Source organism: Allobosea sp. 01N443 (assembly GCF_056399325.1).
The window spans coordinates 20,252-42,411 of sequence record NZ_JBFTRC010000026.1 but is presented as its reverse complement, the minus strand read 5'-3'; the positions used below and the strand labels follow the sequence as shown (position 1 = coordinate 42,411).

General features: G+C 65.0%; 22 protein-coding genes. 12 read left to right on the top strand and 10 right to left on the bottom strand.

Annotated elements, in window-relative coordinates; all coding sequences use genetic code 11:
- A partial coding sequence (locus tag AC1DRP_RS09985; RefSeq protein ID WP_476768417.1) for a glycoside hydrolase family 3 N-terminal domain-containing protein occupies positions 1-2,068 on the bottom strand: 2,068 nt, incomplete at its 3' end.
- A gap of 122 nt (positions 2,069-2,190) precedes the next feature.
- Here AC1DRP_RS09985 and AC1DRP_RS09980 point away from each other — a divergent pair.
- Together AC1DRP_RS09980 and AC1DRP_RS09975 are read left to right on the top strand one after the other, a co-directional pair.
- Complete coding sequence (locus AC1DRP_RS09980; protein ID WP_476768416.1) at positions 2,191-2,817, top strand: YitT family protein; 627 nt, start codon at positions 2,191-2,193, stop codon at positions 2,815-2,817.
- Between the two features lie 69 nt (positions 2,818-2,886).
- Positions 2,887-4,032, top strand: a complete 1,146-nt coding sequence (locus tag AC1DRP_RS09975; RefSeq protein ID WP_441489339.1) for an alpha-hydroxy acid oxidase — start codon at positions 2,887-2,889, stop codon at positions 4,030-4,032.
- An 84-nt stretch (positions 4,033-4,116) separates the two neighbouring features.
- Here the strand turns inward: AC1DRP_RS09975 and ettA are convergent, their stop codons facing one another.
- Positions 4,117-5,769 (bottom strand): energy-dependent translational throttle protein EttA, encoded by a 1,653-nt coding sequence (ettA, locus tag AC1DRP_RS09970; protein ID WP_441505315.1) that lies wholly within the window; start codon positions 5,767-5,769, stop codon positions 4,117-4,119.
- A 105-nt stretch (positions 5,770-5,874) separates the two neighbouring features.
- Positions 5,875-6,798: an SDR family NAD(P)-dependent oxidoreductase gene (locus AC1DRP_RS09965; RefSeq protein WP_441505314.1), complete on the bottom strand. Its 924-nt coding sequence runs from the start codon at positions 6,796-6,798 to the stop codon at positions 5,875-5,877.
- A gap of 83 nt (positions 6,799-6,881) precedes the next feature.
- On the opposite strand from AC1DRP_RS09965, the gene AC1DRP_RS09960 reads away from it, so the two are divergent.
- Positions 6,882-7,505, top strand: coding sequence for a TetR/AcrR family transcriptional regulator (locus AC1DRP_RS09960; RefSeq protein WP_476768415.1), 624 nt, complete (start codon positions 6,882-6,884; stop codon positions 7,503-7,505).
- Positions 7,506-7,588: 83 nt separating this feature from the next.
- Here AC1DRP_RS09960 and AC1DRP_RS09955 read toward each other — a convergent pair whose 3' ends face one another.
- Positions 7,589-8,500, bottom strand: coding sequence for a DMT family transporter (locus AC1DRP_RS09955; protein ID WP_476768414.1), 912 nt, complete (start codon positions 8,498-8,500; stop codon positions 7,589-7,591).
- Positions 8,501-8,630: 130 nt separating this feature from the next.
- Between AC1DRP_RS09955 and AC1DRP_RS09950 the strand changes: the two genes are divergently transcribed.
- A complete protein-coding gene (locus tag AC1DRP_RS09950) occupies positions 8,631-9,065 on the top strand; it encodes an Lrp/AsnC family transcriptional regulator (protein WP_043233394.1) in 435 nt (144 codons plus the stop codon).
- Between the two features lie 25 nt (positions 9,066-9,090).
- On the opposite strand, the gene AC1DRP_RS09945 is transcribed toward AC1DRP_RS09950, so the two are convergent.
- The gene (locus AC1DRP_RS09945; protein WP_441505311.1) at positions 9,091-9,738 is read right to left on the bottom strand and encodes a dihydrofolate reductase family protein; all 648 of its coding nucleotides are present in this window, start codon (positions 9,736-9,738) and stop codon (positions 9,091-9,093) included.
- Between the two features lie 171 nt (positions 9,739-9,909).
- On the opposite strand from AC1DRP_RS09945, the gene AC1DRP_RS09940 reads away from it, so the two are divergent.
- Positions 9,910-10,716, top strand: a complete 807-nt coding sequence (locus tag AC1DRP_RS09940; protein WP_441489344.1) for an MBL fold metallo-hydrolase — start codon at positions 9,910-9,912, stop codon at positions 10,714-10,716.
- A 113-nt stretch (positions 10,717-10,829) separates the two neighbouring features.
- On the top strand, positions 10,830-11,156 hold the full coding sequence (locus AC1DRP_RS09935; protein WP_441489345.1) for a hypothetical protein: 327 nt from the start codon (positions 10,830-10,832) through the stop codon (positions 11,154-11,156).
- Between the two features lie 19 nt (positions 11,157-11,175).
- Here the strand turns inward: AC1DRP_RS09935 and AC1DRP_RS09930 are convergent, their stop codons facing one another.
- Positions 11,176-11,916 carry a 3-oxoacyl-ACP reductase family protein gene (locus AC1DRP_RS09930; RefSeq protein ID WP_441489346.1) on the bottom strand — a complete coding sequence of 247 codons (741 nt, stop codon included), beginning with the start codon at positions 11,914-11,916 and terminating at the stop codon, positions 11,176-11,178.
- A 103-nt stretch (positions 11,917-12,019) separates the two neighbouring features.
- On the opposite strand from AC1DRP_RS09930, the gene AC1DRP_RS09925 reads away from it, so the two are divergent.
- Positions 12,020-12,625 carry a TetR/AcrR family transcriptional regulator gene (locus AC1DRP_RS09925; protein WP_441489347.1) on the top strand — a complete coding sequence of 202 codons (606 nt, stop codon included), beginning with the start codon at positions 12,020-12,022 and terminating at the stop codon, positions 12,623-12,625.
- A 1-nt stretch (position 12,626) separates the two neighbouring features.
- Here AC1DRP_RS09925 and AC1DRP_RS09920 read toward each other — a convergent pair whose 3' ends face one another.
- Positions 12,627-14,444: a monovalent cation:proton antiporter-2 (CPA2) family protein gene (locus AC1DRP_RS09920; RefSeq protein ID WP_476768413.1), complete on the bottom strand. Its 1,818-nt coding sequence runs from the start codon at positions 14,442-14,444 to the stop codon at positions 12,627-12,629.
- A 105-nt stretch (positions 14,445-14,549) separates the two neighbouring features.
- Complete coding sequence (locus AC1DRP_RS09915) at positions 14,550-15,560, bottom strand: aldo/keto reductase (RefSeq protein WP_441505310.1); 1,011 nt, start codon at positions 15,558-15,560, stop codon at positions 14,550-14,552.
- 148 nt (positions 15,561-15,708) lie between these two features.
- Between AC1DRP_RS09915 and fliK the strand changes: the two genes are divergently transcribed.
- The 5 genes from fliK (at position 15,709) to AC1DRP_RS09890 (ending at position 20,963) form a co-directional block, all read left to right on the top strand.
- Positions 15,709-17,262 carry a flagellar hook-length control protein FliK gene (gene fliK, locus AC1DRP_RS09910; protein WP_476768412.1) on the top strand — a complete coding sequence of 518 codons (1,554 nt, stop codon included), beginning with the start codon at positions 15,709-15,711 and terminating at the stop codon, positions 17,260-17,262.
- Positions 17,259-17,552, top strand: coding sequence for an EscU/YscU/HrcU family type III secretion system export apparatus switch protein (locus AC1DRP_RS09905; protein ID WP_476768411.1), 294 nt, complete (start codon positions 17,259-17,261; stop codon positions 17,550-17,552). The genes fliK and AC1DRP_RS09905 overlap by 4 nt, the downstream gene beginning before the upstream one ends.
- Before the next feature lie 46 nt (positions 17,553-17,598).
- Entirely contained in the window at positions 17,599-18,741 is a 1,143-nt protein-coding gene (locus AC1DRP_RS09900) for a GNAT family N-acetyltransferase (RefSeq protein WP_476768410.1), read from the top strand.
- Between the two features lie 170 nt (positions 18,742-18,911).
- Complete coding sequence (gene mog, locus AC1DRP_RS09895; protein ID WP_441505369.1) at positions 18,912-19,457, top strand: molybdopterin adenylyltransferase; 546 nt, start codon at positions 18,912-18,914, stop codon at positions 19,455-19,457.
- Between the two features lie 87 nt (positions 19,458-19,544).
- Positions 19,545-20,963: a mannose-1-phosphate guanylyltransferase/mannose-6-phosphate isomerase gene (locus tag AC1DRP_RS09890; protein ID WP_441505306.1), complete on the top strand. Its 1,419-nt coding sequence runs from the start codon at positions 19,545-19,547 to the stop codon at positions 20,961-20,963.
- Between the two features lie 8 nt (positions 20,964-20,971).
- On the opposite strand, the gene AC1DRP_RS09885 is transcribed toward AC1DRP_RS09890, so the two are convergent.
- Together AC1DRP_RS09885 and AC1DRP_RS09880 are read right to left on the bottom strand one after the other, a co-directional pair.
- The gene (locus AC1DRP_RS09885) at positions 20,972-21,541 is read right to left on the bottom strand and encodes a glutathione peroxidase (protein ID WP_441505305.1); all 570 of its coding nucleotides are present in this window, start codon (positions 21,539-21,541) and stop codon (positions 20,972-20,974) included.
- Between the two features lie 225 nt (positions 21,542-21,766).
- The gene (locus AC1DRP_RS09880) at positions 21,767-22,150 is read right to left on the bottom strand and encodes a response regulator (protein ID WP_043233413.1); all 384 of its coding nucleotides are present in this window, start codon (positions 22,148-22,150) and stop codon (positions 21,767-21,769) included.
- Between the last annotated feature and the right edge of the window lie 10 nt (positions 22,151-22,160).

Sequence of the window (22,160 nt, the reverse complement as noted above, 5' to 3'; positions counted from 1 at the left end):
GCTTGAAACTGACGGTCCTGGTCTCGCCCGCCTTGATAGCGAGCTTGTTGAAGCCCTTGAGTTCGCGGACCGGTCGGGACCGGGTCGCGACCGGCTGGCGGATATAAAGCTGCGTCACTTCCTGGCCGTCGCGCGAGCCGGAATTGGTCACATCGACCGAGATTTCTGCGATGCCATTGATCGCGATGCGCGAGCGGTCGACACGCGGATTGGCATAGGTGAAGCGAGAGTAGGAAAGACCGAAGCCGAAGGGATAAAGCGGCTCGTTCTTCTCATCCATATAGATCGACTCGTAGCGCTGCCGGATCTTCTGCGGCCGCCCCGTCGGGAGATGGTTGTAGTAGATCGGGATCTGCCCGACCGAGCGCGGATAGCTCATCGGCGTGCGGCCCGCCGGATTCGCCGCTCCAGTCAGGACCTCGGCGATCGCCGTGCGCCCCTCGGTGCCGCCGTGGAAGGTCTGCATGATCGCGGCGACATGGGCGTCGGCCCAGGTGAGGACCAGCGGGCGGCCAGTGGCCAGCACCAGCACGACGGGCTTGCCCGTCGCGACGAGTGCCTCGAGCAGCTCCTGCTGCACACCGGGCAGGCCGAGATTCGCGCGCGAGGCGCCCTCCCCGATGAACTCGCAATCCTCGCCGAGCATGGCGATGACGAGATCGCTCGCCGCAGCCGCGCGGAGCGCTGCCTCCTTGTCCGCGAATTCCGTGCCGCAGTTCTTTGTGAAAGCCGGCTCGTAGACGACCTCGACCCCGGCCTGGACGCGCTCCTTCAACGCGTCGGGCAAGGACTGGATGGCGCGCCGTCCGAGTCCGGCCGGATCGGTCCAGACCCGCTCGGCCTCCGGCACGGCCATGGCGCCGATCACCGCGAGCCGCTTGACGGAAGACGCAACAGGCAGGGTTTCGTTGGCGTTCTTGAGTAGGATGATGCCTTCGCGCGCGGCGCGCAGTGCGACCTCGCGCGCCTCCTGCGTCTGCATCAGAGCCGGGGCAGCGGCCGGGTCGACATCGGGCCGCTCGAACAGGCCCAGGTGGAATTTGACGCGCAACACGCGGCGCACCGCCTCGTCGAGCATCTTCACCGAGACCCGACCAGCCTTCACCTCGGCCGCCAGGTGCTTGTCATAGACGTCACCCATCATGTCCATGTCGATGCCGGCCAGCAGCGCCTTGCGCGCAGCCTCGGCATCGTCCTTGGCAATGCCATGCAGTCTGAGTTCGGTGATCGAGCCGAAATCCGAGACAACGAAACCCTTGAATCCCCAGTTCTGGCGCAGCAGCCCGGTCAGCAGCCCGCCATGCGCGGTGGTCGGGACGCCGTTCAGCGCATTGAACGCCGCCATAGCGGTCATCGAACCAGCCTCGAACGAGGCCTTGAATGGCGGCAGGTAGAGATCAAAGAGCTGGCTGGTCGGGATCCAGGTCGAGTTGTAGTCACGCCCGGCTTCGCCCGCACCGTAACCGACGAAATGCTTGACGGTCGTCGCCACGCCGCCGCGCTGATAGCCATGCGTGCGCGCTGCAGCGACAATGGAGCCGAAATAGGCGTCTTCCCCCGCCCCCTCGAGGACGCGGCCCCAACGCGGATCACGCGAGATGTCGACCATCGGCGCGAAGGTCCATTGGATGCCGGCGGCGCGCGCTTCACGCCCCGTCCAATAGGCCGCCTCCTCGATCAGCTCCGGGTTCCAGGTCGAAGCCTGACCAAGCGGAAGCGGAAAATAGGTCGAGAAGCCGTGGACGGCATCGAGACCGATGATCAGCGGGATCTTCAGCCGGGACTCGCGCGCTGCTTTCTGGACATCCGCAACCTCCTGCGGCACGACGAAGTTCATCACCCCGCCCATCCGGCCTTCGCGGATGCGTGCGGCGTTGAACCCCTCGCCACGACCCGAGAGATGCAGCTGACCGACCTTCTCGTCGAGCGTCATCGTCTTGAGCAACGCCTCGATGCGCGTCTCGATGAGCTTCGCCTCGCGCCCGGTTTTCCAGGCAACGGTGTCCTGTGCCGGCGCGGCATGGGCAAGGAGCGTCAGGCAGAGCGCAGCGGCGAGCCGCAGAATCATGAGGAAATCTCGCAGGGTGGCGGTAGGGATGATCCGGCCCTACAGGATCAACCGGCGTGGCTCAACCGTTGCATCGTCGCGCCCGACGACCAAAGCCCCTTCACCCCAGCCGGATATCCATCATGAGCGACGCGGCGACCTCAGCCCCACCGACCGAGCGCCATCGTTTCTACGAAGACGTCTTCGCCATGCTGCTCGGCACATTGCTCGTCAGCATCGGCATCAGCCTCTACAGCAAGGCGACCCTGCTCACGAGCGGGGCGGCAGGGCTGGCATTGCTGTTCCAGCTTGCCACCGGGATCAATTTCGGCCTGCTCTTCTTCGCCATCAACCTCCCATTCTATTGGCTCGCGGTCCGTCGCATGGGCTGGCGCTTCGCGTTACGGACCTTCATCGCGGTCGGGCTCGTCTCGCTCTTCACCTGGTTCACGCCCGGCTGGATGGCGATCGCAACCGTGGACCCGGTTTATGCCGCGGTCGCCGGCGGCAGCCTGATCGGTCTTGGTGTCCTTGCGCTGTTTCGCCATCGCACCGGGCTGGGTGGCGTCAACATTCTCGCACTCTACCTGCAGGAGAAGCACGATATCCGCGCCGGCTGGTTTCAGCTTGGCATCGATGCGCTGATCCTCATCTGTGCACTCTTCATGCTGCCGCTGGAGAAAGTGCTGATTTCGCTGCTGGGAGCTGCCGTGCTCAACCTGATCCTGGCAGTCAATCATAAGCCCGGCCGGTATAGCGGGGTCACGTAGCGGGCGGTTGCCTGCGGCAGGGTTCCATGCGACCGAGCGGTCAGGAGCGAAAATGCGGAGCCAGCCGACATGTCCCAGCCCTTGACCATCGAAGACCTGCGCATCCTGGCCCAGCGCCGGGTGCCGCGCATGTTCTACGACTACGCCGATTCCGGCGCCTGGACCGAGGGCACCTATCGCGCCAACGAGGCCGACTTCGCCGCCATCAAGCTGCGCCAGCGCGTCGCCGTCAACATGACCAACCGCACGCTGGCGACCACGCTGGCCGGCCAGGCCGCCACGATGCCGGTTGCACTCGCCCCGACCGGCCTCACCGGAATGCAGCACGCCGACGGCGAAATCCTCGCCGCCCGCGCTGCAGCCAAGGCCGGCGTCCCCTTCACGCTCTCGACCATGAGCATCTGCTCGATCGAGGATGTCGCCGAGAACACCGACGCACCGTTCTGGTTCCAGCTCTACGTGATGAAGGACCGCGACTTCATCATTCGCCTGATCGATCGTGCCAAGGCGGCGCAGTGCTCGGCCCTGGTCCTGACGCTCGACCTCCAGATCCTCGGCCAGCGCCACAAGGATATCCGCAACGGGCTCTCCGCCCCGCCGAAGCCGACGATCGCCAATCTGATCAACCTCGCGACCAAGCCGCGCTGGTGCCTTGGCATGCTCGGCACCAAGCGCCGCAGCTTTGGAAACATCGTCGGCCACGCCAAGGGCGTCGGCGATCTCTCATCGCTCTCCTCCTGGACGGCCGAACAGTTCGATCCGGCGCTAAGCTGGGACGATGTGAAGTGGATCAAGGATCGCTGGGGCGGCAAACTGATCCTGAAGGGTATTCTCGATCCAGAGGATGCCGAGCTCGCTGCCAGAAGCGGTGCCGACGCTTTGATCGTCTCGAACCATGGCGGCCGCCAGCTCGACGGCGCCGTCTCTTCGATCGCGGCGCTACCGGGCATCGTCGAGCAGGTCGGCGGCCGCATGGAAGTCCTGATGGATGGCGGCATCCGCTCCGGACAGGATGTGATCAAGGCGGTGGCGCTCGGCGCCCGCGGCGTGATGATCGGCCGCGCCTTCCTTTACGGCCTCGGTGCCATGGGCGAGGAAGGCGTGACCCGCTGCCTCGACATCATCCGCAAGGAGCTCGACGTCACCATGGCGCTCTGCGGCCTGCGCGACATCCAGCAGGTCGACGGGAACATCCTGGTGAAAGGCAAGGCCTGAGCCTCGTCCAGATCGGCAGCCCCAATGGAAAGGCCCGCGCCCCCTTTTAGGAGCGCGGGCCTTTTGTCTTCGAGGTGCAGAAGATCAGCGCGAGAACTTCTTGTACTGAATCCGCTTCGGGATCGTGGAATCGATCCCCAGCCGGCGCTTCTTGTCTTCCTCGTAATCGGCAAAGTTGCCCTCGAACCACTCGACATGGCTGTCGCCCTCGAAGGCGAGGATATGGGTCGCGATACGGTCGAGGAACCAGCGATCGTGGCTGATGATCACGGCGCAGCCGGCGTAATCCTCCAGCGCCTCTTCGAGCGCGCGCAGCGTGTCGACGTCGAGATCGTTGGTCGGCTCGTCGAGCAGCAGGACGTTCGCGCCCGATTTCAGCATCTTGGCAAGATGGACGCGGTTGCGCTCACCGCCCGAGAGCGATCCGACCTTCTTCTGCTGGTCGCCGCCCTTGAAGTTGAAAGTCGAGCAATAGGCGCGCGAATTCACCTCACGCTTGCCGAGATAGAGGATGTCGTTGCCGCCTGAGATTTCCTCCCAGACGTTCTTCTTGTCGTCGAGCGAGTCGCGGCTCTGGTCGACATAGCCGAGCTTGACGCTCTCGCCGATGGTGATCGAACCGGAATCCGGCTTCTCCTGCCCGGTGATCATCCGGAACAGCGTGGTCTTGCCGGCGCCGTTCGGTCCGATGATGCCGACGATGCCGCCCGGCGGCAGCTTGAAGGACAACCCGTCGATCAGCAGCTTGTCCTGGAAGCCCTTCGACAGATTGTCGAAATCGACGACATTGTTGCCGAGGCGCTCGGCGATCGGGATGACGATCTGCGCGGTATCCGGCCCCTTGTTCGAGGCCTTCTGCACCAGTTCGTCATAGCGCTGGATGCGGGCCTTGCTCTTGGCCTGGCGCGCCTTAGGCGAAGCCGAAATCCATTCCTGCTCGCGTTCCAGCGTCTTCTGACGCGAGACGTCCTCCCGGCCCTCCTGGGCGAGGCGCTTCTGCTTCTGCACCGACCAGGCGGAGTAGTTCCCCTCGTAGGGAATGCCCTGGCCGCGATCGAGCTCGAGAATCCAGCTGGTGACATTGTCGAGGAAGTAGCGATCGTGGGTGACGATCAGGATCGCGCCCGGATAGGTCCGCAAATGGCCTTCGAGCCAGGCGGTGGTTTCGGCGTCGAGATGGTTGGTCGGTTCGTCGAGCAGCAGCAGTTCCGGCTGCTCGAGCAGCAGCTTGCAGAGCGCGACACGGCGGCGTTCGCCGCCCGAGAGCTTCGAGACCTGCCAGTCGTCGGGCGGGCAGCGCAACGCGTCCATCGCCTGGTCGACCTTGGAATCGAGATCCCACAGGCCCTTGGCCTCGATCTCGTCCTGGAGCTTGGTCATCTCGTCCGCGGTCTCGTCCGAATAGTTCATCGCGAGCTCGTTGTAGCGGTCGAGGATCGCCTTCTGCGGCGCGACGCCGAGCATCACGTTGTCGCGCACATTCAGGCTCTCATCGAGCTTGGGCTCCTGCGGCAGGTAGCCGACCCGGGCGCCCTCGGCCACCCAGGCCTCGCCGGTCCATTCCTTGTCATAGCCTGCCATGATCTTGAGCAGGGTCGACTTGCCGGCGCCGTTGACGCCGAGCACACCGATCTTGGCGTCCGGGTAGAACGACAGATGGATGTCCTTCAGCACCTGCTTGCCGCCCGGATAGGTCTTCGACAGGCCGCGCATATGGTAGATGAACTGACGGGACATGGATGTGCGGCTCCGCTTCGGACTGATCGCGCCGGGGCTTTCGGGAAGAGTGCCGCGTATGTAGCGAGGCTGGCCGCTTGCTGCAACCGCCCGTCGTCAACTCCCTCAGGCCCGCAGCGTCATCGCGCCGTCGACGACGATCGAAGCCCCCGTCAGATAAGGGTGGGTCGCGGCCGCCAGGTCGAGCGCGACAGCGGCCATTTCCCGCGCCGTCGCCATGCGGCCCATGGTCGGGATATTGTCCTTGGCCCATTGCGCTCCGCCAATCTGCCAGACGGCGTCGGGCGCAGCCATCATGCCCGCAACGCCGCGGACCAGTTCGGTATCGGTCGTACCCGGCAGAAGGGCGTTCACCCTGATGCCGTGTTTGACATAGTCGAGCGCCGCGGCGCGCACGAGCCCCGTCAACGCCGCCTTGCTGGCGACATAGGCCGACTGGCTCTCCCGGCATGTCGTGGCCACTGTCGACGAGGTCACGACGATCTGGCCGCCCGCCGACATCATGTGCGGGATCTGGTACTTCATCGCCAGGAACACACCGCGCAGGTTGGTGCTCAAAATGTCGTCGAACTCCGCCGCCTCGTAGCTATGCAGGGGCTTCTGAAGCGTGATCCCGGCATTGTTGAAGGCAACGTGCAAACCRCCGTATCGGGTAACGGAGCTCTCGACGAACCGTCGGACATCGTCCTCCCTGCGGATGTCGGCCCGGATATAGAGCGCCTCTCCGCCGGCTGCCTTGATGCTGCGCTCGACCTCTTGGCCAAGCGCCTCGCGCCGACCGCAGAAGGCGACCTTTCCGCCTTCGGCAGCGAAGGCCTCCACAGCCGCGCGGCCAATGCCGGAGGTCCCTCCCGTGACGAGCACGACCTTGTTTTCAAAGCGGCGGCGCCCATCCAGCACGACCGGTGCCGGTGCCGCCGCAGCGGCCCCGAGCATTGCGCCGCCGGCCAGGCCGGCCGCCGCACCGACGGCCATTCCCAATCCGGAGCCGGCGATTGCAAGCCGACGCGTGATGTGTCTGGTTTCCATGGCCTAACCTCTTGCATTTCGCTAATCTGAACAGCGATCAGATGCGTAGACAATAATTTGAACACCGTCAAGATAGAGGCGATATGAATCCGGCATCGAAGAGCGGCTACCATCATGGCGACCTGCGCGATGCGCTTGTGTCAGCCACCGACCGAATCCTGATCGAGCGCGGCCTTGACGGGTTCAGCCTGCGCGAGGCGGCACGGCGCGCAGGCGTTTCGGCAGGCGCGCCCGCGCATCATTTCGGCAGCGTCTCCGGCCTCCTGACGGAAGTCGCCATTCGCGGTTTCGAGGAGCTGGTCGCCTTCCTGAGAGCAGGCGAGGCGGAAGGAGGCACTGATCCGCTCGCGCGGTTGCACGGGCAAGGAACCGGCTATGTCCGGTTCGCCGTCGCATTCCCGGGCCGGTTCGCCCTGATGTTCCGCAAGGACCGTCTCGATGACGGCAATGAGCGCCTGTTGCTGGTCGGTGAGACGGCACGCCATGAGCTGGAGCGAGYCATGGCCGCCTGCCTCGGCCGTGATGTCTCCTCGCCGCACGTAGCGCTTGCGGCCATGGGAGCCTGGTCGCTCGTGCACGGCTTCGCCCATCTCGCCCTGGACGGGAAACTCGGCGGTCCCGCAGCAGTGGCGGTCGCCATCGACGACATGCTGCCGCAGCTGCTGGCCATGTACCGGCCAGATCGGGAACGGCAAGGCGATGTGTAGCTTTCCTCGCCCCCCGTTTTGGCCGCCGGACAGACGCTCCATGCGGCAGCCATGCTCGCGCCGCGCAGATGCGATTGCTGCGTCTATTCGGCCGGAAGCCGTACGATCGAGGTCGCATCAGGCCGCCGCCACGGCACCCAGCCGAGCGTCATGCCCGCCGCGGCAATCAGGATCGCAGCGGCTCCGATGATCTGGAGAAGCTGCGGCTGGTGGCCGAAGGCCGTCAGATCGACGATGATCGCGACGATCGGATAGATGAAGGACAGCGCGCCGGTCAGCGTCGTCGGCAACCGCTGGATCGCCATATAGAGCAGCACGAACATCAGCCCGGTATGGACGACGCCGAGCGTGCCAAGCAGCGCCCAGGTCTCCGCGCCGGCGGGCAACTGCGCCAGGCTGGCGAAGGGAGTGAGCATCGCGATCCCGACCAGGACCTGGACCAGCACGATCAGATAGGGCGCAACGCCCTTCAGCGCCTTCGCCACGATAGCGGCCAGCGCGTAGAAGAAGGCCGCGCCGAGTGCCATGGCGATGCCCGTGAGATAATCGGTCCCWACCGCCCCCGCGCCCGGCTTCGCCTGCATGATCAGCACCATGCCGGTAAAGGAGATCGCGAGCCAGAACAGCTTCGTGACGGTCAGTCGTTCGGCAAACAGCAGCGCGCCGAGCCCGACGAGCATGAAGGGCTGGGTGTTGTAGACCACCGTCGCAACCGAGATCGAAGCGCGCGAATAGGCCGAGAACAGCAGCAGCCAGTTCAGGACGACGGCAACGCCGCCTATCGCGGCGAGCGCGAGCTGGCGACCGGTCATCGCGCCGCGCCGAAGCAGCCCCAGGGCTCCGCAGACGATCAACAGGGTCGCGGCACCGAAAGCGCAGCGCCAGAACACCACATCCATCACCGGCTGGCCGGAGCGAACCACGAACCAGCCGATCGTGCCTGAGATCATCATGGCGGCCGTCATCTCGGCCACGCCGCGCCTATGGTCCGTCATCACCACCTCCACCCAGAAATGAAGCCGGATGATAGGATGACGGAATCCCGCGTTCTATGGATTACATGAGACAAATCAGAGAGAATGCCTCATATTGTAAGGGTCAAACCTCAGGAGACCTGATAACCATATGATCGACGAGCTGGACCGGAACATCATCGACATTCTAGCCGGGGATGCCCGCATCTCCCTGAAGGAGCTGGCTCAGCGGGTGAATCTGTCTTCGCCCAGCGTCTCCGAGCGGCTTCGACGGCTGGAAGAGCGCGGCGTAATCCGCGCCTTCACCGTCGACATCGATCCCCATGCGATCGGCTACCAATTGCAGGCGATCGTCCGGATCCGCCCCCTCCCCGGCAAACTACACGCGGTCCAGCAGTTGATCGAGGAGATCCCGGAATTCTCGGAATGCGACAAGGTCACCGGCGATGACTGCTTCATCGGCCGGCTGCATCTGCGCTCCATCGAACAGCTCGACCAGATCCTCGACCGGATCGCGGACAAGGCGGAGACCAGTTCGGCCATCGTGAAGAGCCAGCCGGTGAAGCGGCGCCTGCCGCCGCTATGAGGTGCAGGCTCCGCGCCGCGATTGATCAGGCTCGCCTGGTCACGACAATATGTGTGGCGGCGGGCGTCGCACTGTGCTGCGTGCTGGTATAGCCCAATGCGGGCAGGTCGAGATCAATGAAGAGGTTCTCGCCGGTGCCGAGCAGGATCGGCGAGACGGCGAGGTGCATCTCGTCGACTGCCCCCGCGCGCAGATAGTCCCGGATCGTCGCAACGCCACCGCCGAGCCTGATGTCCTTGCCACCTGCGGCTTCACTGGCGCGTTGGAGTGCCGCCTCCGGCCCATCGGTGACGAAGTGAAATGTCGTGCCGCCCGTCATCTCCAGCGGGGGGCGCGCATGATGGGTCAGTACGAAGACCGGAACATGATAGGGCGGATTGTCCCCCCACCAGCCTTTCCAGGCCTCGTCCGGCCATTCTCCCCGGATCGGCCCGAACATGTTCCGGCCCATGATCCAGGAGCCGATATTGGCAAAGCCGCGCGCGGCAAAATCGTCATCGACGCCGGTTTCGCCGCCCTCTTGCCCGAACATCTCTCGGAAAGTGCGCGTGCCGAACGCCCAGCGATGCAGCTTCGCACCGTTCACGCCGAGCGGATTGTCGACATCCTGGCTGGGTCCGGCACCGTAACCGTCCAGCGACAGCGAAAACCCGCGAACCACCAGCCTCGTCATGGCGATCATTCCAAACCAGTTGCAAAACGATATCGGATTCTTGCCATAACCGATCCTGATATGCAACCGGTCATCCCAATCGGACGATAGTCACGAAACTGACAGCCTGGCTTTCGCAGCCCGGAATTTTGCCTAAACCTTGGCTGCGGGAACGCAGCGGGAGCGAAGTTCATGAGACTGTCGACGACGCTAGGCCGAGCCGTCTTCGGATTGCTCGCGACGCTGGCGTGCCTGGCGCCGGCGCAAGCCCAATCCGACGAGCCCGGCTGCCGCCCGGAGATGGCAAGCCTCCGCCCGCCGATCCAGCGCGCGGCGCTCGCCAAGGACGAGGTCCGGCTGACCTTCGTCGGCCACGCCACCTTCCTGATCGAGACGCCCGGCGGCGTGAAGGCCGCCACCGACTACAACGACTACATCCGGCCGCGCGAAACGCCGGATATCGCGACGATGAACAAGGCGCATTCGACCCACAATTCGCGCAATCCCGATCCCGCCATCAAGCAGGTCCTGCCCGGCTGGGACCCTGCCGGCAAGGGCGCCGCGAAGCACGACGTCACGCTCGGCGACATGCGCGTACGCAATGTGCCGACCAATATCCGCTCCTATTCCGGATCGACCGATTTCGACGGCAACTCGATGTTCGTCTTCGAGATCGGCGATCTCTGCATCGCCCATCTCGGGCATCTGCACCACCCGCTCGAACCCGGCCATCTGCGCGCGCTCGGCCGCGTCGACGTCGTGCTCTTCCCGGTCGATGGCAGCTATACGCTCGATCAGGAAGGCATGATCGAGGTGCTGAAATCGGTGCAGGCCAAGGTGATGATCCCGATGCATTTCTTCGGCGGCTCGAGCCTCAGTCGTTTCCTCGCGCGCTCCCAGGATCTCTGGCCCGTCGAACGCCGGGCCGAGGCCGAAATCACGATCAGCAAGGCTATGCTGCCGCCCAAGCCGACGATCATCGTCCTGCCCGGAAACTGACCGGCCTCTCCGGTTTTCAGGCGCGCATTAACCCCTCGCTCAGCCTGGCGAGAGGCTTTTCTTGCCCTCCCGTTCCGCAGCGGCAATCTGTTCCCGTCTCATGGGAGTGCAGCATGATCCGGGTTCTCACGACTGCCGTCATTGCCGCCCTGTTGCTGCCGGCGGGTGCCGAAGCCGCGAAATTCCGCGGCGGAAGCCGTTCGTCGCATGGAAGCTCCCAGACCAGTTCCAGCGGAGGAAGCGGGACCTCCGTCGGGGTCGCGCCGCGGGTCGGCCGATCCTCACAGCAGGAAGCGGCCAAGGGCGACGCCCCGTCGCGCCCTCCCTTCCCGACGGCCAGCGCGGCGGCCCCAGCGATGCTGCGGCTCAGCACCGCCGAGGAACCAAGGATCTGGTGCCGCAGCGAAGTGGTGGTCGGCGGCTTCTGCATGCTGAACTGAGCCGCCGCCAGGCCAATCTTCAGGTGTTGGCGCCCCCATCGATTGCAAAGCCCGCCCCGGTGACGAAACGCGCTTCTTCGCTCGCCAGATAGGCCACCAGCCCCGCGATATCCTCTGGCTTGCCGTAGCGCGGGATCGCCATGCGGGCGCGCTGCTCATCGGCCTGCGGGCCGATCGCCGGATTCATGTCTGTGTCGGTTGAGCCGGGATGCACGATATTGACCGTAATGCCGCGCGGGCCGAGGTCGCGGGCGAGCCCCTTGGTGAAGCCGATCAGCGCCGCCTTGCTCATCGCGTAGAGCGTCGCACCCTCTTCGACCACGCGATCTGCGAGGCAGGACCCGGTCGAGATGATGCGTCCGCCGACGCCGAGATGCGCCGCGGCCGCCTGTGAGGCGAGCACGACAGCGCGAACGTTGACGGCAAGTGTCGCGTCGATATCGGCGAGACTCCACTCGGCAACCGCTCCTCCACGCCAGATGCCGGCGTTGTTGACCAGAATGTCGAGCCCGCCCAGCGAGGCCGCGGCCTTGTCGACCGCCCCCTTGACCGCCACCGGATCCGCGCTGTCGGCAGCAAGTGCGAATCCCTTGCGGCCAAGGGCCTCGATGGCGCGGACCACCTCGCCTGCCTTGTCGGCGGAGTGCTCAAAGGTGATCGCCACATCGGCGCCCTCGCGAGCCAATCGCAGGGCGATCGCGGCACCGATGCCGCGGCTGCCGCCCGTGACCAGGGCCTTCTTTCCAGTGAAGCGTGACATCAGGCAGTTCCATTTCTGTGATGATTGATGCAGAAACAGATGGAGCGCTTGCCTCCCACCGTCAAGATAATTATCTACCGATCGATACAGAAAAGGAATGGCAATGACGGAACGCGGCCGCCCCCGCGCCTTCGATCGATCCGACGCCCTGAAGAAGGCGATGCTGATTTTCTGGGCAAAGGGCTATCAGGCCACCTCCCTCAGCGATCTGACGGGAGCGATGGGCATTGGCTCGCCGAGCCTCTATGCCGCCTTCGGCAGCAAGGAGGAACTCTATTGCGAAGCCATCGACTTCTTCGAAGCGAGTGAAAGCGATGAGATCGCCGGCCCGTTGACAGCAGCGCCAACCGCCCGAGAGGCGGTCTCGGCGTTCCTGGCTGCAAGCGCCGCCGTATTCACGCGGCCGGGGCGCCCGCCCGGCTGCATGATCGTGCTCTCGGCGGTGAATGCCGTTGGCGTCAGCGACGAGACCGCGACCAAACTGCGTGATATGCGCGCCGGAAGCGTCGCGACCATCGCCCGGCGGTTGCGCGCTGCGATCGACGCCGGCGAGATCCCGCCTGGTATCGATGCCGAAGCCCTCGCGAGCTATTACGTCACCGTTCAGCAGGGTATGTCGATCCAGGCGCGCGACGGTGCTTCCCGCCAGCAACTGGACGCGGTTGTCCGCGGCGCGATGGCGGGCTGGGAACAGTTGACGGCCGGCTAGTCTAGGGGCCGCCGACATCGCCATAATCATCCGGGGCGGAGCCCAGAATCTTGCCGGGCGCCTTAGGTGCGGTCAGCGGGGTCGGTATCGGTGTATTGCCGTGGAGGAGATCGTTGCCCGCATGAATATCGCTCGCGACCTGGAGATCCAGCCGTTCATCGTCGCGACGACGCACATCCTCGGCAATCTCAGCGACCTCCTCCTCCGACAGTCCCATGCTGCGCAGTGCGGCTGCGCCGAAAAGCATGGCGGATTCGAAGGTCTCACGAATCTGGTATTCGACATTGCTGCGGATCAGGTCCATCGCGTGGCCGCGATCATAGGCTCGCACGAACAGCTTCGCGTGCGGGAATTCGGCCTGCGCCATGGCGACGATCCTGTCGGCAGTCACGCGATTATCGACACAGACCAGGATCACCTGCGCCCGCTCGGCGCCGGCAGCATGCAGGATCTCGCGCCGCGTGCCGTCACCGTAATAGACTTTGAAGCCGAAATTCGACGCGGCACGGATCAGTTCGACATCGACTTCGATGATCGAGACGCTGCAGCCCCGCGCCAGCAATGTCTGGCTGGCAACCTGTCCGAAACGCCCAAAGCCGATCATCAACGCGCTGCCATGCAGGCCGGAGGCAATCTCGACGCCGTCCAGCGAGGTCTGCTCCGGTGGCAGGAAGCGATCGAGAGCCAATACGAGCAAGGGGGTAAGCGCCATCGACAGGATGACCGTGGCGCTGGCCACTGCGTTGACCTCAGCGCCGAAGATGCCCGCCGCTGCCGCAGCAGCATAGAGCACGAAGGCGAATTCACCGCCCTGTGAGAACAGTGCCACCCGCGTGATGGCGTCGCGGGTCCTGGAGCCGAACAGCTTGGCGACGATGAAGATACCACTGGCCTTCACCGCCATGAACGCCACCACGGCCAACGCGACCAGACGCCATTCACGGGCGATCAGGTCGAGTTCGAGCGACATGCCGACGGCAAGGAAGAACAGGCCGAGCAGGATCCCGCGGAACGGCTCGATATCGGCTTCGAGCTGGTGCCGAAAACTCGACTCCGACAACAACACGCCGGCGAGAAAGGCCCCCATCGCCATGGAGAGCCCACTCAACTGCATGGCGAGCGCTGCTCCGAGCACGACCAGCAAGGCAGCCGCGGTCATGACTTCGCGGGCTTGCGCAGCCGCAAGCAGCCGGAACATCGGGTTGAGCAACCAGCGCCCCGCCACCACGAGACCAATAACGGAGCCGGCGGCGATCAGAAGCGGGAGCCAGTCGCCGGTATCCCCCGGCTTCGCCGGCGCAAGGAGAGCAACGATCGCCAGCAGCGGCACGATCGCAAGGTCTTCGAGCAAGAGGATCGACACCGCCTGCTGCCCATGCAGTGTCGAGGTCTCGCCACGCTCGTTCAGCATCTGCATGACGACGGCGGTCGAGGACAGGACGAAGCCCATTCCGGCCACGAAGGCAGCCGGAAGGCTCAGGCCCGCGAGCAGGCCGACACCGGTCAGCAGCGCACCGCACAAGCAGACCTGCGCGACACCCAGCCCGAAGATCTCACCCTTCAGCTTCCAGAGCCGGGAGGGCTGCATCTCCAGGCCGATGATGAACAGGAACATGACGACGCCGAACTCGGCGACGTGGAGCACGGCCTCCGGGTTGGCGAAGAGACCGAGCCCCGATGGCCCGATGGCGACACCGGCGGTGAAGTAACCGAGCACGGAACCAAGGCCGAGACGACGAAAGATCGGCACCGCGACGACGCCCGCGCCCAGGAGCGCCACGACCTTGACGAGATCACCGGTAAGGCCTTCGACCGCCATGCGCCCTCCTGCTCCTGCCAGGCATCGGCCCGGCTGCGGCACTCGCAAGCGCCTATTGGCGCAGCCCATCCGGAAAGAGCAAGCTCCACGCCGGCGAGGCCGGCCTCAGGCCTTGCGCGTGATCCGGCCCTCCAGCGGGTAGGCTGGATCGCTGTAACCCGGCGTCGAGGGATGGCCGGCAGGCACGAGCCGATCGACCAGGGCCTCATCCTCGGCGTCGAAGCGGGCATCGAGCGCCGCGAGATAGGCCTGCCATTGTTCGAGGGTGCGCGGACCGGCGATCGCCGCCGTCACCAGCGCATTGTTCAGCACCCACTGCACCGCGAACTGGATCGGGGTCAGCCCCTTCGCGGCCGCATGGTCGCGGATCGTGCGGGCGATGATCAGCGATTCCTCGCGCCATTCGGTCTGCATGATCCGCTTGTCCGCGCGGCCGGCCCGCGTGCCCTCCGGCGGTGCCTGACCCGGTTCGTATTTCGCRGTCAGAATGCCGCGGGCGAGAGGCGAATAGGACGCGACACCCAGGCCGTAGAAATCGCAGGCGGGCAAATGCTCGACCTCGGGCATGCGGTTCATCGCGTTGTAATAGGGCTGGCTGACCACGGGCCGGTCGATGCCGAGTTCATCGCAGAGCCGGCAGATTTCCGCGACGCGCCAGGAGCGGTAGTTCGAAACGCCGAAATGCCGGATCTTGCCCTCACGCACGAGATCGGCGAGCGCATGCACCGTCTCGCCAAGCGGCACGGTGTGGTCTTCCTTGTGGAGATAGTAGATATCGATGAAATCCGTCCCGAGCCGCCGAAGGCTGTCCTCGCAGGCCTGCATCACCCATTTCCGGGAGAGGCCACTCTGATAGGGCCCCGGCCCCATAACGCTCGCGACCTTGGTGGCCAGAACCCAGTCATGCCGGTTCGCGGCAATCGCCCGCCCGGTCACCTCTTCGGAGCGGCCCTCGTTATAGACGTCGGCCGTGTCGATGAAATTGATCCCGGCCGCGCGCGCGTGATCGACGATGGCTCGTGCATCGCCTTCCTCAGTCGCACCTCCGAACATCATCGTCCCCAGGCATAGCGGCGAAACCTTCAGGCCGGAACGGCCGAGCCGACGATAGTTCATCTGCGTTGTCCCTGATGCATTGGCGCGCAAACCTGCCTCATCACCTGCGCCCGCACCAGAGCGAGGCACGCAGAGATGCCTTGMAAGGGCAAGAGATTCCTTAAGATTTCATGGGAAGCTGCGACAGTCAGTCAATGGTCGCTCCCGCATGAATCTCGCCGCTCTCGTCCAGAGCCAGACCCTCGCCACCTTGCTTGCCGCCTTGGCTCCCGGAGCCGGGCTCGAGCCCGGCAAGACGGTCGAAGCGCGCTTGCTCTCCCTGGGCAAGGACGGTACCGTGACCGCTTTGGTCGATGGCGTGAAGATCGATCTCGTTCTCGCCGGCCCGGAAGTCCGACAGGCTGCGCTGCAGCCCGGCACAACGCTCACACTCAAAATCGAGGCTCCGGAAGACGGTGGAACGGGGGTGCGGGCGACGCTGCTTGCGGCTCGCCCCCCTGGCGAAGCTCTCACTCCTCCGGCTCAGTTGGTGCCCATCGACGGTCCGCGGCGCGAGCCGGCGCTCGCACCGCTTGCGCTGGAGACGGGCCGCAGCGCCAAGCCGTCGGCTCCGGAGGCCGCCACCCCCGGCCTGCCGGCTTCGTCGCGTCTTGCCGGCGCGAGCTCTTCAGCACCTTTGCCAATCCCCGCTACCGTCGCGGTGGCCCCTGCGCCGACCCAACGGCTGCAGTCCGAGGCGACGCCCTCGCCGCGCGCACTTGCCGGCCCGCTGATGGGCGAGGCTCTCGCTCGCCAGGACAGTCTCGCGCCGCTCTTCGCCAATCTGCAGGTGCTTGCCAACGGTACGATCTCCCTCATCCTGCCCAAGCCCCTGATGGGCCTGATCGACCAGATCCTGGCTCAGGCCATGCCGGCCGAGCGTAGACCCGTAACCGGCCAGGGCTTGAAGCAGGCCGTCGCACGCTCCGGACTTTTCCTGGATGCGCAGGAGGCAAGACTGCCTTCGCGAGCAAGCGACCGCCCGGAGGCAGCCGCACCACGCCCCTCTCCTCACGGCGATCTGAAGGCGGGGTTACGCGCGCTCAGCGACATGCTGCGGCCGCTTGTCGCCCCGGACGCCGCCGCTCCAGGGCTCAAACCGTCGGGAACAGAACCAAGGACGGCAGAGCAGGCAACGAGCGATGCGGAAGCGCATATCCGCCCGTCCCCGCCACGGCGCGACGGCGCGCTCGCCCCTCAATCGATTGCCGAACCCACCCTGTCGGCCGGAGAGAAGCCGCTCGTCATCGCACGCACGCTGCTCGACCAGACCGAAGCCGCGCTCGACCGCGTCAAGCTCGCGCAGTTCGCATCTCTGCCGCCAGAACCCAACCGTCCCGAGGCCGCACAAGGCCAACGCTGGGTGACGGAGATCCCTCTCGCTTTCCAAGCGGGCACCGCGATCCTGCCGCTGCATATCGAGAAGGACCCGCCGCGACGCAGCCCCTCTGGTGTCGAAGGGCCCCTCTGGCGCGTGCGCTTTGCCCTCGACGCCGAGCCGATGGGTCCGCTGCAAGGTGTCGTAACGCTCAAGGGACGCGCGGTGAGCGTCTCGCTTTGGGCCGAACGCGAAGGAACGAGCCAGTTCCTGCGCGGCGCTGCGCCTGATCTCCAGGCAGCGCTGGCCAATGCAAAATTTGAAGACGGAACCGTCGACATTCATACCGGCCAGCCGCAAGCCAGGCGAGCGACCGCCGGCCAGTTCCTGGACCGTCTGTCATGAGCCCTCCCTCTCCCGATCCGCTCGCGGTCGCGCTCGAGTATGACGGCCATGGCGCCCCGCGCGTCACAGCAAAGGGCCGCGGAGAGCTTGCTCAACGCATCATCGAGACCGCCCGCGAACATGATGTCGACATCGAGCGGAACGCTGTGCTCGCGCAGGCTCTCTCCACGGTCGAGCTGGACGATCAGATCCCCGAGGAACTCTACCGGGCTGCGGCGCAGGTCATCGCCTTTGTGCTATCGTTACGGGGCGAGATGCGCCTCGGTAGGCAGGGCGGCGGCCAGTCTTGATCCAGTTCTGCCCAGAGCCTGCTTGCCGCCTCCGCACGAGGGTCGGATGAGCGCCGAGATCGTCATCAGGCGCACGCGGCTTGGCGATTATGTCGGCTATGGTGCAGCCTTCGCCGAACTCGCGGAACGAGCGGTCGAGCCCAATCCCGCCATGTCGCCAGCCACTGTCGCGGCTGCGCGGGTCCTGGTTCCAGATGACCGCATCGTCATCCTGACGGCCTGGCGCAGTGAAGCGCTCGGTTCCGAGAGCCTCGTCGGAATCTGGGTGTTGCGTCGGCAGCGCGACTGGCGCAGCGGCCTTACCCCCATCCTCGCCGCTCCGCTCGTGCCGCTCTACGAGGTTTCATCGGCCCCCGTGCTGGACCGCGACAATGCCGAGGATATCGCGCTCGCTCTGCTGCGCCACCTCGCCGCATCGCGCGACCTGCCGAAAACCCTGGCTCTGCCGCTCCTGCCCGTGCAGGGGCCAGGTTTTCGTGCGCTCCAGGAGGCTTGCCGGGTCACCGGCAGCGGGCTGACGACATTCGAAACCTGGCAGCGTCCCGTGATGATCGCTCAGCCCGGCGACGATGCCGAGCGCTATCTCCGTCGCGCCCTTGGCTCAAGCTACAAGAAGCGCATGCAGCAGTTCCGGGCGATCGCACGGAACGGCGTGGTCTCCTTCCAGCGCAAGCGTCGCCAAGCCGCAGGCGAGGCGTTCGAGACCTTCCTCGCGCTCGAAGCGGCAGGCTGGAAGGGGGAAGCCGCGACCGCAATCGCCTGCCTGCCTAATGACGCGGCCTATTTCCACCGGCTGGTCGAGCTCTTCGTCGAACAGGACGCGCTCCAGCTCGACACGCTGCTGCTCGATGGCAAGCCCATGGCGATGGGCCTGCTCGTCGAAAGCGGAAATACCCGCCAGTTCCTGAAGATCGCCTATGACGAGACCCAGGCGCGCCATTCGCCAGGGCGAGCGCTGACCATTGCGATGCTCCAAGCCGATTTCACGGAGACGCCGCCGGTCTTCTTCGACAGCGGCGCAGGCGACGGCGTCGATCCCGGAACCTATGTCTGGGGCGAGCGCAGGACCATGGCGAATGCGATCATCGCGATCGGCAGCGCGATACCGGGGCCGGCACAGGTCGCCGCCCTGGCCCGCACGTGGCTGCGGCGCCTGCGGAATCGTCATCAATCGGCAAAGCATCGATAGAGATCACGCGGCTCGCCTGGCGACCTCGCACGCATCAACTGAGAGCAACTCCGGCGACGCCGCCCTGTCGAGCCGACGTCGGGCTCGGAAGGCGGCGGCTCATGACGAGATTGACCAGGCTCGCCACCTGCCCGATACCGGCCAGGATCATCCTGCAACGGTGCGACGGCATGACCAGCGATATCAAGATCGGAATCGTCACGGTATCCGACCGGGCCTCAGCCGGCATCTATGCCGACGAGGGCGGCCCCGCCATTCGCGACTACCTGAAGAATGCGCTCACTTCGCCCTGGACGGCCGTTGCGCGGGTCATCCCGGACGACCGCAAGGCGATTGCCGACACCCTGATTGAACTTGCCGACCGCGAGGGCTGCTGTCTCATCGTCACGACGGGAGGCACCGGTCCCGCTCCCCGCGACGTCACGCCCGAGGCCACGGACGACGTTGTCGAGAAACCGATGCCCGGCTTCGGCGAACTGATGCGCCAGGTCAGCCTCACCAAGGTGCCGACCGCGATACTCTCGCGCCAGACCGCCGGCATCCGTGGTCGCTCGCTCATCGTCAACCTGCCGGGACGGCCCCGCGCGATCGCCGAATGCCTCGACGCCGTGATGCCCGCCATACCCTACTGCATTGACCTGATCGAGGGCCCCTACCTGGACACCGACCCGACCGTCATCGTCGCCTTTCGTCCGGGCCAGAAGGCCAAGGCCTGAATTTTTCCACGACCCTGCATTTAACCAATGGTAGTGACGTTGCTGTAAGGCAGCAGGGTCACGACCTGCCTGAGAAGAGCGCGCTTGATGTCAGTCCCGAAAATCGTTCCGCTCGTCATGGCCGGCGGAGCCGGCACCCGGCTTTGGCCGCTGTCGCGCGATACGTTGCCCAAGCAGTTCATTCCGCTGCTCGGAGACGGGATCTCGACCTTCCAGGCGACCCTGCAGCGGCTGCATGACCCGCGCTTCGATGCGCCGATCGTCATCACCAACAATGACTTTCGCTTTATCGTTGCCGAACAGATGCTCGCGATCGGCATCAAGGGCGAGATCGTCCTGGAGCCGGAGCGACGCGATTCCGCCGCAGCGGTCGCAGTCGGCTCGCTATTGGCAGAACAGCGCAGGGCCGGCGCAATCTGTGCGGCCTTTGCAGCCGATCACGTCATTCAGGCGACTGCGGCATTCCGCGACGATTGCGCGATCGCAGCCGAGCTCGCTGCGTCCGGCCTGATCATGACGCTCGGCATTCCCCCGACGCATCCCTCGACGGCCTATGGCTATCTCGCACCCGGCGAGCCGCTGCCCGGCGAGCGCGCGAAACGTCTGCAGCGTTTTGTCGAGAAGCCCGACCTGGAACGCGCCACGCGCTATCTCGAGGAGGGATATCTCTGGAACAGCGGCAATTTCGTCTTTGCCGCGGCGACGATGTGCGACGAGATGGAACGCCACGTTCCGGACGTGCTGAATGCCGCGCGTGAAGCGATTGCCAAGGCGACCCGCGACCTCGACTTCCTGCGCCTCGATCCGGAGGCCTTTGCCCAGGCCACCAAGATTTCAATCGACTACGCCGTGATGGAGCGGACGCGGGCGGCCGGTGTCGTGCAGGCAAGCTTCGACTGGTCCGATATCGGCGCCTGGGACTCGATCCACGAGATCAAACAGAAGGACGCCGATCGCAACGTCCTCGAAGGCGAGGTGGTCGCGCTCGATAGCCACGGCATCTATGTCCGCAGCGATGACGTGTTGACGACGGTTCTCGGCCTCGACGATGTCGTCGTGGTTGCGACGCGCGATGCCGTGCTCGTCTCGTCAATGGCCGCCGCCGGCAAGGTCAAGAACCTCGTCGAGTTGATGAAGACCGATGGCCGGCCGCAGGCGAGCGAGCACTTGAGGGTCTACCGGCCCTGGGGCTGGTATCAGCGCATCGATATCGGCCAGCGCTTCCAGGTTAAGCGCATCAACGTCAAGCCGGGCGGGCTGCTCAGCCTGCAGAAGCACTTTCATCGCGCCGAGCATTGGGTCGTGGTTTCGGGAACAGCCGAAGTTACGGTCGATGCCAAGGTCACGCACGTGCATGAGAATGAATCGGTGTACTTGCCGATCGGCTGCGTCCACCGCTTGCGCAATCCCGGCAGGATCGACCTCGAACTGATCGAGGTACAGGTCGGCTCCTATACCGGCGAGGACGACATCATCCGCATCGAAGACATCTACGCGCGTAGCTGAAGGCGGGCTCAGGCGGCGTGCAGCTCCTGACCGATAGCCCGGATCAGCTGTGAGCCGACCGGGTCCGAGCTCGCGGGAAAGCCGCCTACGAGGCTGCCATCGCGCCCGACCAGATACTTATGGAAGTTCCAGGTCGGGACTTCGGCCGGCCGCCGTGTCGCCGCCCAGCGATAGAATGGATGGGCGTCCGGGCCGCGCACGCTCGATTTCGCGGCGAACGGGTAAGTCGCGCCATAGGTCTGGCGCGCTGCTTCCGCGATAGCCACGCCTTCCAGCGGCTCCTGCCCGCCGAAGTCGTTGCACGGCACCGCCAGCAACATCAGGCCACGGCCGGAATAGCGTTGCCACAGCTGCTCAAGTGTTGCGAACTGCCCTGCGTAGCCGCAATTGGTAGCCGTGTTGACGATCAGGATCGGCTTGCCGCGATAGGCCGCCAGCGGAATATGGCCGCCCTCGAGCCGGGCGAACGCAAACTGGTAGGCGTCGGGTGCGCTCTGCATATCCGGCGATATGGCAAATGATGGGCTCGCAGCGAGCCCGCCGATCAGGCTCAACACGTCACGACGAAGCAGCGGCATGGCCTGCCCTCCCGCCAAACCTCATAATCCGGCGCAGATACTGGCGCAAATGAGAGCGCCCCGCAGCCATGATGGCCCGAGGCGCTGGATCACAATGGTGAGATTAGATCATCGGACAGGAAATCGTATCCGGTCCGATGATCTATCCCTTTATCTTTGCACCGGCTTTCCCGAAAACCGCAATCCACTTTTCGGGCCGATGCTTTAGCCTCGAGCCGCCTGCGCTCAGCAGGCGAGAACCTTCTTCACCCGCACCTCGAGATCGCGGAGCTCATAGGGTTTCACGACATAGTGGTCGGCGCCGTTGCTGGTCGCCTCGTCCATCTTGTCCACCGAGCGCTCGGAGGTCGCCATGATGATCTTGATCTGGTTGAGCTCCGGCACGGAACGGATCGCCCGCAGCAGATCGATGCCGCTCATTCCGTCCATGTTCCAGTCGAGCAAAAGCAGATCATAGCGCTTGGTCTGCATCTTCATCAGCGCTTCGCGCGCATTCTCCGCCTCATCGATGTCCTGGAACTCGATCTGCTTCAGGAAATAGGTGGCAAGACCGCGCATGCTCTTCTGGTCGTCGACCACGAGGATCCGGTAGTCACTTCTGGCTTTCATCACGCTCTCC

What these genes read in the sequence shown, in the direction of transcription:
- AC1DRP_RS09980 (WP_476768416.1), top strand. Translation starts at nt 2,191, where the DNA reads ATGAGCGACGCGGCGACCTCAGCCCCACCGACCGAGCGCCATCGTTTC.
- AC1DRP_RS09975 (WP_441489339.1), top strand. Translation starts at nt 2,887, where the DNA reads ATGTCCCAGCCCTTGACCATCGAAGACCTGCGCATCCTGGCCCAGCGC.
- ettA (WP_441505315.1), bottom strand. Translation starts at nt 5,769, where the DNA reads ATGTCCCGTCAGTTCATCTACCATATGCGCGGCCTGTCGAAGACCTAT.
- AC1DRP_RS09950 (WP_043233394.1), top strand. Translation starts at nt 8,631, where the DNA reads ATGATCGACGAGCTGGACCGGAACATCATCGACATTCTAGCCGGGGAT.
- AC1DRP_RS09945 (WP_441505311.1), bottom strand. Translation starts at nt 9,738, where the DNA reads ATGACGAGGCTGGTGGTTCGCGGGTTTTCGCTGTCGCTGGACGGTTAC.
- AC1DRP_RS09940 (WP_441489344.1), top strand. Translation starts at nt 9,910, where the DNA reads ATGAGACTGTCGACGACGCTAGGCCGAGCCGTCTTCGGATTGCTCGCG.
- AC1DRP_RS09935 (WP_441489345.1), top strand. Translation starts at nt 10,830, where the DNA reads ATGATCCGGGTTCTCACGACTGCCGTCATTGCCGCCCTGTTGCTGCCG.
- AC1DRP_RS09930 (WP_441489346.1), bottom strand. Translation starts at nt 11,916, where the DNA reads ATGTCACGCTTCACTGGAAAGAAGGCCCTGGTCACGGGCGGCAGCCGC.
- AC1DRP_RS09925 (WP_441489347.1), top strand. Translation starts at nt 12,020, where the DNA reads ATGACGGAACGCGGCCGCCCCCGCGCCTTCGATCGATCCGACGCCCTG.
- AC1DRP_RS09920 (WP_476768413.1), bottom strand. Translation starts at nt 14,444, where the DNA reads ATGGCGGTCGAAGGCCTTACCGGTGATCTCGTCAAGGTCGTGGCGCTC.
- fliK (WP_476768412.1), top strand. Translation starts at nt 15,709, where the DNA reads ATGAATCTCGCCGCTCTCGTCCAGAGCCAGACCCTCGCCACCTTGCTT.
- AC1DRP_RS09905 (WP_476768411.1), top strand. Translation starts at nt 17,259, where the DNA reads ATGAGCCCTCCCTCTCCCGATCCGCTCGCGGTCGCGCTCGAGTATGAC.
- AC1DRP_RS09900 (WP_476768410.1), top strand. Translation starts at nt 17,599, where the DNA reads ATGAGCGCCGAGATCGTCATCAGGCGCACGCGGCTTGGCGATTATGTC.
- mog (WP_441505369.1), top strand. Translation starts at nt 18,912, where the DNA reads ATGACCAGCGATATCAAGATCGGAATCGTCACGGTATCCGACCGGGCC.
- AC1DRP_RS09890 (WP_441505306.1), top strand. Translation starts at nt 19,545, where the DNA reads ATGTCAGTCCCGAAAATCGTTCCGCTCGTCATGGCCGGCGGAGCCGGC.
- AC1DRP_RS09885 (WP_441505305.1), bottom strand. Translation starts at nt 21,541, where the DNA reads ATGCCGCTGCTTCGTCGTGACGTGTTGAGCCTGATCGGCGGGCTCGCT.
- AC1DRP_RS09880 (WP_043233413.1), bottom strand. Translation starts at nt 22,150, where the DNA reads ATGAAAGCCAGAAGTGACTACCGGATCCTCGTGGTCGACGACCAGAAG.